Below are 13,086 nucleotides of genomic sequence, written 5' to 3'. Positions count from 1 at the left end.
TTTATTTAAAAACTCTCTACAGGAACCTGAGAAATGAAACTGAATAAATTAATGCTGGCAACCGTGATTGCTTTCGCTTCCGCATCTGTTGCTCATGCCGCATCTAATCAGGGCAGCGGTAAAGTCACCTTTACCGGCGAAATTATCGATGCGCCATGCAGCGTCGCGCCGGAATCCGTTGACCAAACCGTGCCGATGGGCCAGATCAGCAGCCGCATCCTGGCCAACCAGGGTAAATCCAGCATGCAGCCTTTCAACATCGAACTGAAAGATTGCTCCATCTCCACCATGAAAAACGTCAAAGTGACCTTTACCGGCACGCCTGATCCGGTTAACAACAAACTGCTGGCCCTGAGCGGCACGGCAACCGGCGCCGGCATCGTGATCTACGACAACCTGCACTCCAAAGAGGTGGAACTGGGCACCGCGACCGACGGTCAGGGCCTGAACGACGGCGACAACTCGCTGAAATTCGCCGCTTATCTGCAGGGCAGCAGCGCCTCAAGCGCCGTGGTGCCGGGCGACTTCACCAGCGTGGCGAACTTCACCCTGGCTTACCTGTAATACCCCACAGGGGATGTCTCAGGGCATCCCCCGCTTTATTGCATGCCGAGGATACCGGCAAGGGAACAGGGAAAGACAGGGAGACGCCAGCATGACTATCCGCCTTTGCGGCCTGTTGCTCATCGCGCTCAGCATCGGCAGCGCGGCGGCGGCAGCGAAAAATCAGGGCCACGGCAAAGTCAGCCTGGGCGGCACCATCGTTGAAACGCCGTGCGGCATCGCCAGCGACAGCCTGGATCAAACCGTCGATTTTGGTCTGATTTCCATGACCGACGCCTCGCAGGATGGGCAGTCGGTGCTGATCGGCAGCCGCCGCCATTTCACGATCAAACTGGTGAACTGCGAGCTGGCCAGCCAGGTGAAGCCTGACTTCATCTATCGCGCGGCCAACGTCACGTTCGACGGCACCGCCGACAGCGGGGATCCTTCCCTGCTCGGCGTTTACGGCGAGGCGCAGGGCGTGGCTATCGAGCTGTTGAACGATGCCGGCACGCCGATCCCGCTCGGCAGCACGACGGCGGATTACCAGATCGTCGCCGGCGACAACACGCTGCGCTTTGGCGCGCAGTTGCGCCTGCATCCCGACAAGGCGCGGGCGGGCGGCTTCAGCTCTCTGGCCAAATTCACCCTGTCTTATCTCTAGCGCCGGCGGGCGCTGCACAGCATTACGTATTCAGGTCGTACGGATGACCTGCTATTGGGCGCGGACTTGCCATGAGTGATTATGCTATGACGTCATTACTGACACGGAAACACCTACCTCTCCTCGTCATTCTGTCTTTCCTCTGGGTGCGTCCGGCATTTTCCGCCACGGAATTCAATACCGACGTCCTGGATATCGGCGAGCGCAGCAAAGTGGATCTTTCGCGCTTCTCCGACGCCGACTACGTCATGCCCGGCGCTTATTTGCTGGACATCAAGATCAACCAGAAAACGCTGCCCCAGCGCAGCATTCAGTATTTCCCGTCGCCGGATAACAAGAGCGGCAGCCAGGTGTGCCTGCCGCCTGACCTGGTGGAAAAAATGGCGTTAAAAGAAGAAGCGGCCAAAAAAATCACCCTGTGGCACGACAACCAGTGCGCCGACATTCGCGGCATCAAAGGCGCGACCATCTCCGATCGCATCGGCGGCGGCGTGCTGGCGATCACCATCCCGCAGGCGTGGATGAAATACTCCGATCCCGACTGGACGCCGCCCGAGCAGTGGGACGACGGCATTCCCGGCCTGCTGCTGGACTACAACCTGAGCGGCCAGTTAGGCAAACAGAGCCACAACAACAACACCGCCCAGAACCTGAGCAGCTACGGCACCTTGGGCGCCAACCTGGGCCCCTGGCGCCTGCGCGCGGACTACCAGGCCAATTACAATCAGCAGGCCGGCGATCGCAGCACCGGTTTCGACTGGAACCAGATCTACGCCTACCGCGCGCTGCCGATGCAGGCCGCCAAGCTGACGCTGGGCGAGATCTATCTCGACTCCGGGGTGTTCGACGCCTATCGCTTCACCGGCCTCAATCTGGCCAGCGACGAGCGCATGCTGCCGCCGAACCTGCAGGGCTACGCGCCGGAAGTGCGCGGCATCGCCAAGAGCAACGCCAAGATCACCGTCTCGCAGGAAGGCCGCACGCTGTACGAAACCACCGTGCCCGCCGGGCCGTTCGCCATCCAGGATCTCAACAGCTCGGTGCGCGGCAAGCTGGACGTCAAGGTGGAAGAGCAGGACGGCACCGTCTCGACCTTCCAGGTGGATACCGCCACCATTCCGTACCTGACCCGCCCGGGCTACGTGCGCTACAACGTGGCGCTCGGCAAAACCTCGGCCTACGACCACCGCACCCAGGGGCCGCTGTTTTCCGCCAGCGACTTCTCCTGGGGGCTGAGCAACGCCTGGTCGCTGTATGGTGGCGCGCTGCTCGGCGGCGACTATAACGCCTGGGCGCTCGGCCTCGGCCGCGATCTGAACGTGTTCGGCGCCATGTCGCTGGACGTCACCCAGTCGATCGCTCGCCTGCCCGGCGAGCCGACCGCCAGCGGCATGTCGTTCAAGCTCAACTACGCCAAACGCTTCGACGAGCTGAACAGCCAGATCACCTTCGCCGGCTACCGCTTCTCGCAACGCAAATTCATGAACATGTCGCAGTATCTGCAGGAGCGCTACGGCGATTACGACAAGAATTACAACGGCCGTCAGAAAGAGCTGTATACCATCACCGCCAGTAAAACCTTTATGGCGGAAGACAGCGCCAGGGCGATCACCACCTATCTGACTTACTCGCACCAGACCTATTGGGACGCGCGAACCCAGGATCGTTACGGGCTGTCGACCAGCAAGTTGTTCAGCATCGGCGATATCAGCAACATCACCGCCTCGCTGTCGGCTTACCGCACCTATTACCAGGGCCGCACCGACGACAGCGTGATGCTCAACTTCACCGTACCGATCGGCGATCGTCGGCGCGTCGGCTATGCGCTGCAAACCAACAACGGCGACGTCACGCAGACCGCGTCGTACAACGACTACAGCGATCCGGACAATACCTGGCAGGTCAGCGGCGGCTTTAACCAGTCCGGCAAATCGCTGGCGCGCGGGTACTACACCCACAACGCCTCGTTCGGCTCGCTGAACGCCAGCGCCTCTTACCAGCAGGACAGCTACTCGTCGATCGGCGGCTCGTTCCGCGGCGGTCTCACCGCGACCCGGCACGGCATCGCGGCGCATCAGAACTCGAGCAACGGCGGCAGCCGCATGATGCTCGACACCGACGGCATCGCCGGCGTGCCGATCAACAACGGCCGCGCCTACAGCAACCGTTTCGGGCTGGCGGTGATTTCCGACATCACCAGCTACTACAACACCGACACCCGTATCGACGTCAACAAGCTGGCGGACGACGTCGAGGCCACTCGCGCCGTGGTGCAAGGCACGCTGACCGAAGGCGCCATCGGCTACCGCCACTTCGAGGTGGTGAAAGGCAGCAAGCTGCTGGCCACCATTCGCCTCGCGGACGGCAGCGAACCGCCGTTCGGCGCCGCGGTGCTGAGCGAGAAAGGCCGCGAGGTCGCGGTGGTCAACGACGGCGGCTCGGTCTATCTGACCGGCGTACAGCCGGAGGAAAAACTGGATGTCGCCTGGGAAGGCCAACGCCGCTGCCGCATCGTGATCCCGGGCGCCGCCAAGCCGCTGGACCAGCTGCTGCTGCCGTGCGCCACCCTGTAATCCGTAACGCTGAGAAATAATGACATGAACAAACACCCGATAACGCTACTGACCGCCGCCGGCCTGGCCCTGAGCGCCGTACTGCCCACCGCCGACGCGGCGATATCGCTGGATCGCACGCGCGCCGTCTATGTGAGCGACGCCAAATCGATCAGCCTGAATATCGTCAACGAAAACAAAGAGCTGCCTTTCCTGGCGCAGTCCTGGCTGGAGAACGAGCAGCATCAGAAAATCACCTCGCCGCTGGTGGTGCTGCCGCCGTTGCAGCGCGTGGAGCCGAGCGAGCGCAGCGTGGTGCGCATCACCAAGACGCCGGAAGCGGATCGCCTGCCGCAGGATCGCGAGTCGGTGTTCTACTTCAACCTGCGCGAGATCCCGCCGAAAAGCACCAAAACCAACGTGATGCAGCTGGCGCTGCAGACGCAGATCAAGCTGTTTTACCGGCCGAAGGCGATTGTCGCGCCCAAGGGTGAAGTGTGGCAGGAAAAGCTGGTGTTCCGTAAAAGCGGCGGCGCCATCACCGTCGACAACCCGACGCCGTTTTACATCACCCTGACCGGCATGACGCGGCAGACGCAAAAACAGGGCGGCGGCGCGATCGGCGGTTTTCAGCCGCTGATGCTGAAGCCGAAATCCAGCGAAAGCCTCAAGCTGCACGACACCGGCATGAACAGCTTCGTCATCACCTACATCAACGACTACGGCGGCCATCCGGAGCTTCGCTTCGTCTGCAATGGCGGCGTTTGCACCGCCGTGCCCGAGAAAAAATAAGGAGGTCCAGCATGGCTGAATTCACCGATCGACTGCGCCCTCTGCTGCTCGGCGCACTGCTGTGCGGCGGCGGCGCGCTGGCGGCAACGCCGCTGGGCGTGATCGAAGGCACCACCGGCACCGTCAGCTTTCACGGCGGTCTGCTCAGCTCTCCCTGCAGCCTGACGCCGGACAGCCGGGATCAGTCCGTCGATCTGGGCGACGTCAGCGCACGCGACTTCCGCAACGCCGGCGATCGCAGCGCGCCGGTGCGTTTTCGTCTCTCGTTCCGCAATTGCCTGCTGGGCGCGCGCGCGCTGGCGGATAACCCGGCCGGCCCGCGCAACGGCGATGCCGGCCGCCTCTACCTGCAGGGTGAGCAGGCCGCCACGCTGGTGTTTCTCGGCGAAAGCGACGTCGACAACCCGTCACTGCTGAAGCTGAACGGCGGCGTACAGGGCATCGGCCTGCGGCTGCAAGACCAGCAGGGCCAGGCGCTGGAGCTGAATCAGCGCAGCCGCCCCTACATTCTGCAGCCCGGCAGCAACACCCTGTGGTTCAGCGCCAGCGTGGAATCCACCCAGCGGGCGGTGATGGCGGCCGGGTTCGCCGCCGTGGCGCACATTCAGGTGATTTACCTGTGAGGCTCGAGAACGCAATGAAAACTCAACTGACCAAACTCTGCCTGCCGCTGGCGATCGCGCTGGCGGCCCCCGCCGCCTGGGCCAACGGCTATGTCACGCCGGACGGCGGGCCGAAACAGTTCTATATCGATCTGAATGAAAGCAACATCACCAACCAGGTGGGGTTCACCAAACTGTTTCCCTATGATCTGGGCGGCACCTATACCGGCAAGGTGTATTGCGATACCCCTATCCCCACCAGCCCGCACTTTTACAAGTCGGATTCGGCGTTGCCCCCCTCCGACTACGGCAACGGCTATTTAAAGCTGAATGACTTTTTGGATTTAAAAGCCGAGGTGTGGATTGCCGGCAACAAGAACGCCTACGTCACCGTGCCTTTTTACAACGAATCGAATCTGCTGAGCCAACACCGCTGCCAGCCGCCGTACTTGCAGGTCAACAACTACGGCAGCGGCTCCAAAGGCAAGATCACCTTCCGGGTGCGCAAAAAAATCATTAACGGCGTTGAGATTAACGATCGGCAGATCATCGAGATGTACGGCCGCCTCGGCTCGACCGACGGCGGTTTCGGCCCCAACCCGATGGCGCAGGTGTTTATCCAGTCCGCAATCCTCTACGTGCCCGATAAATGCGTGGTGAACGAAGGCCAGTTGATCAACGTGGAGTTCGGCGAGATCGGCGGCAGCGATCTCAACGGCTCGAACTACCCGCAAAGCATTCCGGTGCGCTTCCAGTGCGAGGGCGGCAGCTTCGAGGACGGCACGCTGAATATCAAGCTGGCGGTGTCGGGCACGGCGGCCTCCTTCAGCAACGAGGTATTCAAAACCGACAAGAACGATCTCGGCATCCGGCTGACGCATAAAGGCCAGTTGGTTATCCCGAATGAGTTTTACCCGGTGCCGAACATCGGCAACGGCGGCTCCTGGAACCTGGTGGCGGCGCCGTTCGCCAACGGCGGCGCAGAGATCGGCGAAGGGGAATTCAATGCATCGGCCACCATCGTGGCGGCATTCCAGTAACCGAGGGAGGAACGGAAAATGCGTCTACGCGCTTTAGCGCTGCTGAGCTGCGCGCCCTGGTGGTTTGCCGCCATGCCGGCGGCGGCGAACACCGAGCTTATCGGCGCGCCGGTGCAGTTCCACGGCACCGTGGTGAGCCGCCCGTGCAATATCGAACCGCAGTCCGCCGATCAGCTGGTGGAGATGGGCACGGTGATCGTCAAAACCCTGTACCGCTACGGCCACACCACGCCGGTGCCATTCAGCATCAAGCTGACCGACTGCAAGACCACGGTGTTCAAATCCGTCAGCGTGACCTTCAGCGGCACCGAAGACGGAGAGCTGCCGGGCAAGCTGGCGATCAACAACGGCGCGAACGGCGCCGCCATCGCCCTGTTCGATCATCAGGGTGCGGACATCTCTCTGAATAAGGCCACCAGCGCCGTCGCGCTGCAAAACGGCCCCAACAACCTGAACTTCACCGCCTACGTACAAGGGCGGCCGAGCGCGATTCAGAACCAAAGCATTACCGAAGGCGAATTCACGTCCGTCGCCAATTTTGTGCTGGCGTACCAATAAGCCCCGCACCGCCCCAGGGAAATCAGGAAAACGCCCGGCGCGCTATCGCCGGCAATGGGCCGTCACCGTTCGCTCCGGCGCGGTGCCGCGGCCTTTTAAGGAGCCACCCATGCCAGATATTCGCTTCACGCTGTTCGACAGCGATAACTTCTACCAGCAGGGGCTGCGTCTGCTGCTGCAGGATTATCTGCACTCCCTGAACGAATGCCAGCGCCTGTACCCGCAGTTCTCGCCGCTGGCGCTGCAGGCGTTGGATAACATCGAAATCGTGTTCCGCACGCCGGAAGAGCGCTGGGGCTGCGCCTGCTGTTACCAGAGCCCCTACGGCATCCCGCGCCAGCGGCAGCTGACTCTGCTGATCCTTGACGACACGACCCAGCAACAGGTGAAAAACCTGCCGCCGCTGTTCAGCATCCATCGGCGCGATTCGGCCTACGCCATCCGCCTCAAGTTGCAGATGGCGCTGGAGAAATTTATCCAGCATCCGTGGATGGCGCTGCACGCCGCCGGCATGTGGAAATGCCAGGCCTGCCGCATCGCCGCGCTCAGCCACTGCGAAAAAAAGGTGTTGGGGTTGATGAGCAGCGGCATGTCCGCCTGCAGCATCGCCGGCCTGCTGCAGCGCAGCCAGAAAACCATCAGCGCCCATAAGCGCTCGGCGATGCGCAAGCTGAACGTGCGTAAAAACAGCGAGTTGAATAAAGTGCTGCTGAATCAGCGCGGGCTGAGTTGACCAGCCCGCCCACTCAATAATAATTGATGTTAAAGGTCACTGTTGCGTCGGCAGCACCCGGCGTGACGGTAGGCTCGGTTTGGATATAGCGGGCCTGCAACGGAATGCTGAAAGACGTGGGCGTGGCAGGGGAAAGCGGCACGGTGATTGCCCGCGAGAACTGTACGCTCTGAGGTAAAGAGGCTCCATATCCCAACTGAATGCCTACGCCGCCGGCGCTGCCGCTGCCTTCTTTCACGCCCATGACGCCATTGATGTCATCGATCACCGACGTGTTGGGCGTCAACGAAAGCGTCAGACTGTTGCCGGTCGCGCCGCTAATGCTGCCAGTACCGTCATCCGAATACTGGGCCTCGGCCGTGCCGTAAAACCTCGGGCAATCCAGCAGGCGGATCGAGGCGTCTTTCCATTCGGTTACGCTGCCTTTTCCGGTGAAATGTCGCCCCATGTCATATTTCCCCATGGCGACGAAAACATCGGGCGTGGTGCAGGTTTTCGCTTCCACGTTGATAGCGCCGGTAAAGCACAGCCGCATCGCCGTAAAGGGGGCTGCGGTCGGTCCCACCCGCGTCATCAGGCAGGGCAGAGCGGCGCCGGTGACGGTACCGGGTTGCACGTCGCCAGTCTTGATTAAGCGGATACGATACTTGAACAAGTTATTCGCCCAGCCATTATCCTCTTTCACTAACGTACCGTTGGAAATATACGGCAGCGTGAAAGTATCCAACGAGTGATTATCGATAAATACGCCCACCCCCGGCAAGCCGGTTTCATACACTTTGCCGAATTTCGCCGAGCTCCACCCCGATAACGGGTACGGAGGCGTTTCATAATCCATCACCAGCGAGACGAACGTCTGCGGCGTATCGCATTTAACCCATACTGTGCCGAATGAGGGATTAAAGTTTTGCGTATAGATCACTGAGCCAACCGGCACATCTGCGCCAATACTGATATTGCCGGTCACCAAAGGCGCATTGACCGTCAGATCGTTCTTGATACTCGACTTATCGCTGTAATAACAGTCGGCCCACGCCGATTGAGCCAGCAACAGCGCCAACAAGGCGATGCCGCGCCAAATAACCTGGCGGTTTTTTTGTGTCATCTCATTCTCTCCCGCGCGTTGAAACGCGCCGCTGCAGCCGTGCCCGGCGGCGTTCTCAAGCCAAAAATAGATCTCATCGTTCTGCGCCAACGCCGCTGCGACACGGCACGCTAAAGCGCTGCAACACCGGCCGACCGCCTTTCTGCTGCGGCATCAGCACATAATTCAAGTCGCACTGCGCATTGCGATCCGCCCCCCAGCGCACCCGCAAACCGCCTCTGTCCTGAGCGACGCGCGCATAAACCAGCCCGCCCTGCCCCACGGCGCCAACCACGGCGCCGCTTTCGTCGAGCACTTCGGCGCCGAAAGGCGCCGGCACGCCCGCAGACCCGGTGTCGATCAATACCGGCATGCCTTTACGGGCGTTATATTTCACTTTCACCAACGCGCCAGAATAAGGCGCGACCTTGCGCGTCGTCTCTTCCAGCTCGACGTCGGACGCTGCGCCTTTGGGATCCAGGCTAATTTCATTCAGCTGGTAGGGGGTTAAATAAGGCACCAACGCATAACCGCGCGCATCGACAGCGACGCCCGGGTAGGTGGAAACTCCGGCGCCTTCGGCGCCTTTCGCTTCCACCAGAGCGAACGTTTCCGAACCGTAAGAACTGAACGATACGCCGCCGGCATGCCCCACTACGGTGCCGCTGAGCCCGGCGGAGCCGCTGCGATAGCCTTTGCCCGCGCTGTAAGCGCCGCTGAGCAGCGCCATCTGGCTGCGATACTGAGCGTTCAACGAGCCGCTGCCGCCATTGCGGTTGGCGTTCATCGCACTCAGGCCATAGCTGAACTGATTGGCAGCGCCGAGATTGCCGGAAATCATCGCCTGCTGGCTCCTCGCCCCGTTGCTGTCATGCGCCAGGCCCAGGCGCAGCTGCGGCGCGCCCGCCTTGTCGCGCCGCCCCAATGGCAGGCTGATATTCAGCAAAAAGCTATTTTGCGCCTTGCCGTTACTCGTCTTGCTGCGCGCCGCGCTCAGGCCATAGGCGACCGACCGATAGCCGTTGCTGTAGCCCAACTGATACTGCTTATCACGCCCGTACCCGTTCCAATAATCCTGCAGCGAGCCGCTGACATAAAGTTGCCCCCATCCCGACGCCAGCCCTTGGGCAACAGAGAAGGTCAGACGATTCTTGGCACGCGGAACGGCGTTATCCCCCTCACCCGGAGCCATGCGCTCACGCGTCTGCATGGCGGTCATGAAATCCATATAGCCTGAGGTGGAAAACCGATAGGCGGCCAGCGAAAGACTGCTGTTGGTTTCGTTGACGGTTTTGCTGTAGCTGAGCCGATAGCTCTGCCCGCTTTGCCGTCGCTCGCGGCTCAGGCGGCTGTCGCTTTGGGTCACGTCGATCCCCACCGCACCCAACGACGTGCCGACGGCCGTCCCTAATTGTACGGCCCGATAATCGGCCGCCCCCTGCAACCCGCCGTAAGCGGTCAGCGCATTGGACAGGCCGCGCTGATAGGTAGCCTGATACAGCCAGGGCTTTTCCCGCAGGCTGCCACTGTCGGCCTTGCCAAGCACCGCTTCATAACGATCGGTCCCCGGTCGCAGCAGCTGAGTGACCGCCGCATAGGGCACGGTGAAGACACTCTGCGCGCCATCGGCTTCGCGCACCGTAACCTCCAGATCGCCGCCGTAACCGGTGGGATACAGATCGTCAATCAGGAATGCCCCCGGCGTTACCGTGGTTTGATAAATGATCTGCCCGCTTTGCCGCACGGTCACCTGAGCGTTGCTTCTGGCGATGCCGCGGATTTCCGGCGCATAGCCGCGCTGCGATTCCGGCAGCATGCGCTCATCGCTGGCCAGCTGCACGCCGTTAAACGCCAGCGTATCGAACAGTTGACCGGTGGTGTTCGCCTGGCCGATCACACCTCTGCCCTTCAGCAGCGGAATATCGCGCTGCAGGAAGGTGTTGATGCTGTCGTATTGCGAAGTGCCGTTTTGCATCCAGCTATACGTGCCGTTATGCCGCAGATACCAAGCGCCCAGGTTGGCGCCGCCGGACAAACCGGCGTAAAAAGATTGGTAGTCCACGCCGCGCGACGAGCTGGTATAGCCGTTCAGGTTGTAATTCAGAAACAGAGCCGCGACGCCGCTGTCCCACTGTGCCGGATCAACGCTGCCGCGCGCGGTTTTACGCATATAAATCTGCGGTATCACAATATCCAGCCGCTGCTCGCCGCTATCAAAGTTCATCTGCGCGTCGGGGATTTGCCGCGGCAGATCGAAGCATGCCTCTCCCTGCGCCAGTGGCGCCAGCGCCGCTTTCGGCAACGCCGCCTCGTTAAACGCGATCGCCTTGACGATGTCCGACGTCAGACAGGGATACAGGCTGCCATCGGCGCGCGTTTTGAATTCAATTTCTCTATTGGTTGTGGCTTCTTCATTGATATACAGCGCCACCCGATGTTTTCCGATCAACCCCGCCGCCCCGCGTGCAAAGCGTGACAAATCGACATGCTCGCGATTACCCATATTCAGAAATGACGGATCGAATTCGACGTTTTCGGCCCAGGCTGAGCCGCTTAATGCGCCGAGCACGCACAGCGCCGCCGGCGTTAAACGCCACGCGCCATGGCGGCCCGCGCGCGCAAAGCTAAAATATCCGCTCATGTTATTTTCCCCGTCACGCCCGGCCGATATTCGCCCCATTAATGACTTCGCTCGCGCTTACTTAACCAAAGCAATGAATTTATTGACGGCGCCGTAGTCATTGACGAATTCGACGCTTAACGATTTTCCCGCTGCAGCGCTGACGCCTTTAAATTCCAATGCGGATCGCGGCGCGATCATTTGCCCCTCAGTTTCCTTGCCGTTGGCAGCAAGGCTGACCAGCGACACAAAATACGGCGTCGGGTTAGTCGCCTTGACGCCGCCCGGCGTCACGGACCAGCTCAACTGCTTTGCCGCCTCATTGGCGTCACCGCTCAGTCCATCCGGACGGAAAAACAACTTGATGCGCGAACGGAAGGCCATTTGCAGCAGGCTTTCATCGCCTGTAAGCTGCTTTTTGGCCGGGATCTCCAGCACGTTAAGCCAGTAAACGCTCTCTTTATCCGCCGGCAACGGTGCACCGGTGTAACTCAGACGCAATGTCTGCCCCTTGCCTGCATCAATGCGATTAATCGGCGGCGTCAAAATAAAAGGCACATTGATATTTTCTGGTTTTTTATTCGGATCGCCGTCATCAATCCAGCTTTGAATTAATACCGGCGATTTGCCCACATTATTTAATCTCACCGTAGTTTCTTTATCTGACGAAGAGTAAATAACCCGCGTACCGTTAATCACTACGCTGGCGGAAGCCATCATGGGAAAAGAGGCAAGCACGGCCCAAAAAAACGCGCACGAAAAAACACGAGCTTTATTGCTCATAATCATCACTCCAGTAATTTTGATAAATACAGGGGGGAGCCCCCCCTGTAAAATGGTTATTTGTACTGCAGGGAATACACCACATTACTCACTACCGAACCGGCGCTTGCTGCGCCCTTAGCATAATATTCAACCGTATACGGTAACGTGGCCATACCGGTAGAAGCGATAGTGTGATAGGTAGCATTCGTTATTTGACTTGGGCTGCCGGCCACGATCGGATTGAATGATCCCGAACCTTCACGCAATTGCAGCGCGACATTCTTCGCCGAGCCGGTGAGGTTATGCAGACGCCCGCTGGAGTCCACCCCTGGGCCGGCCTCAAAATAAGCGGCCACCGTTTTCAGGGTGCCCTGGCAGCTGTTCAGTTTCAGCTCAAACGCCGTGCGGCCGGCGGTCCAACTCATCACGCTCAGTTGATCCTGAGTGACGACAGGCAGCGTGATGTTGCCATCGGCTGCCTGCCCGTTGACTCTCACATCGCAAGTCGTCGCGGAAACGGCGCCGCTAAAGTTAATCGTCCCGTTACTGGCCGCTTGCGCCTGGCCGACCAAGCCAGACAGGCCGAGCAAGGTAAACACTATTGCGGAGGACTTTTTCATATAGACTCCTGATTATTTTATCAATAACGCATTCTATTACCTTTTATTTCCATGAATAACGCCAAGCAGGAACGATAATATTGATATGCGCGCTTTTATTTTACGCTTTTAAATACAATCACTCGTAGAATAAAGGCGTAACGACTGGGTTATTAAGGGTATACCCCGCCCCCTTCACATTAACGATGAAGTCGTGCGGCAAACCTATCACATCGAGCCTTAATCTGAGCTCTTTAATGGTTTGCCAGAGTTTTTGGCTGGATGACGAGTAACTGTTGTCATCCCACACCTGTTGCAATATTTCCGCTTTGGTGAATTTCCGACCGTCGCCATGGTGTTGTAATAAAAAAACCAGTAAGCTCACCATGGCATCATTTAATGTCACCGCGCTAAAGTGCACCCATTTTTCCGGCGCCAGAGAATTGATTCTCACCAATCGCTTGTTGGCGATGTCCAGTTGAATGTCGTGATCTATAATAAAACCGAAGAGATGGCGTTCCATCATTAAGATTC

General features: G+C 59.5%; 13 protein-coding genes. 8 read left to right on the top strand and 5 right to left on the bottom strand.

Annotated features, from left to right (window positions below):
• Positions 1 to 33 precede the first annotated feature (33 nt).
• From MMS95_RS09020 to MMS95_RS08985, 8 genes are all read left to right on the top strand, one after another.
• Positions 34 to 564: a fimbrial protein gene (locus tag MMS95_RS09020; RefSeq protein WP_015379342.1), complete on the top strand. Its 531-nt coding sequence runs from the start codon at positions 34 to 36 to the stop codon at positions 562 to 564.
• 91 nt (positions 565 to 655) lie between these two features.
• Positions 656 to 1,207, top strand: a complete 552-nt coding sequence (locus MMS95_RS09015; RefSeq protein WP_242141585.1) for a fimbrial protein — start codon at positions 656 to 658, stop codon at positions 1,205 to 1,207.
• An 86-nt stretch (positions 1,208 to 1,293) separates the two neighbouring features.
• Positions 1,294 to 3,780, top strand: coding sequence for a fimbria/pilus outer membrane usher protein (locus tag MMS95_RS09010; protein ID WP_049186521.1), 2,487 nt, complete (start codon positions 1,294 to 1,296; stop codon positions 3,778 to 3,780).
• Between the two features lie 24 nt (positions 3,781 to 3,804).
• Positions 3,805 to 4,551, top strand: coding sequence for a molecular chaperone (locus MMS95_RS09005; protein ID WP_021505171.1), 747 nt, complete (start codon positions 3,805 to 3,807; stop codon positions 4,549 to 4,551).
• A gap of 11 nt (positions 4,552 to 4,562) precedes the next feature.
• Positions 4,563 to 5,174, top strand: a complete 612-nt coding sequence (locus tag MMS95_RS09000; protein ID WP_004930909.1) for a fimbrial protein — start codon at positions 4,563 to 4,565, stop codon at positions 5,172 to 5,174.
• 14 nt (positions 5,175 to 5,188) lie between these two features.
• Positions 5,189 to 6,193 carry a fimbrial protein gene (locus MMS95_RS08995; protein ID WP_033631878.1) on the top strand — a complete coding sequence of 335 codons (1,005 nt, stop codon included), beginning with the start codon at positions 5,189 to 5,191 and terminating at the stop codon, positions 6,191 to 6,193.
• Positions 6,194 to 6,211: 18 nt separating this feature from the next.
• Complete coding sequence (locus MMS95_RS08990; RefSeq protein WP_156866419.1) at positions 6,212 to 6,751, top strand: fimbrial protein; 540 nt, start codon at positions 6,212 to 6,214, stop codon at positions 6,749 to 6,751.
• Between the two features lie 109 nt (positions 6,752 to 6,860).
• Positions 6,861 to 7,484: a LuxR C-terminal-related transcriptional regulator gene (locus tag MMS95_RS08985; protein WP_060557887.1), complete on the top strand. Its 624-nt coding sequence runs from the start codon at positions 6,861 to 6,863 to the stop codon at positions 7,482 to 7,484.
• Positions 7,485 to 7,497: 13 nt separating this feature from the next.
• On the opposite strand, the gene MMS95_RS08980 is transcribed toward MMS95_RS08985, so the two are convergent.
• The 5 genes from MMS95_RS08980 to MMS95_RS08960 all read right to left on the bottom strand — a co-directional run bounded on the left by MMS95_RS08980 (position 7,498) and on the right by MMS95_RS08960 (position 13,078).
• Entirely contained in the window at positions 7,498 to 8,589 is a 1,092-nt protein-coding gene (locus tag MMS95_RS08980; protein ID WP_134954135.1) for a fimbrial protein, read from the bottom strand.
• Between the two features lie 73 nt (positions 8,590 to 8,662).
• Positions 8,663 to 11,209, bottom strand: a complete 2,547-nt coding sequence (locus tag MMS95_RS08975) for a fimbria/pilus outer membrane usher protein (protein WP_156866418.1) — start codon at positions 11,207 to 11,209, stop codon at positions 8,663 to 8,665.
• 57 nt (positions 11,210 to 11,266) lie between these two features.
• Positions 11,267 to 11,908, bottom strand: coding sequence for a fimbria/pilus periplasmic chaperone (locus MMS95_RS08970; RefSeq protein WP_232733444.1), 642 nt, complete (start codon positions 11,906 to 11,908; stop codon positions 11,267 to 11,269).
• A gap of 119 nt (positions 11,909 to 12,027) precedes the next feature.
• Complete coding sequence (locus MMS95_RS08965) at positions 12,028 to 12,573, bottom strand: fimbrial protein (protein WP_060557894.1); 546 nt, start codon at positions 12,571 to 12,573, stop codon at positions 12,028 to 12,030.
• Positions 12,574 to 12,691: 118 nt separating this feature from the next.
• Positions 12,692 to 13,078 carry a helix-turn-helix domain-containing protein gene (locus MMS95_RS08960; RefSeq protein ID WP_050501227.1) on the bottom strand — a complete coding sequence of 129 codons (387 nt, stop codon included), beginning with the start codon at positions 13,076 to 13,078 and terminating at the stop codon, positions 12,692 to 12,694.
• Positions 13,079 to 13,086 lie beyond the last annotated feature (8 nt).

Source organism: Serratia sp. PGPR-27, from assembly GCF_022678525.1.
GTDB classification, from domain to species: Bacteria; Pseudomonadota; Gammaproteobacteria; order Enterobacterales; family Enterobacteriaceae; genus Serratia; species Serratia nematodiphila.
This window is presented reverse-complemented; position numbering and strand designations above follow the sequence as displayed.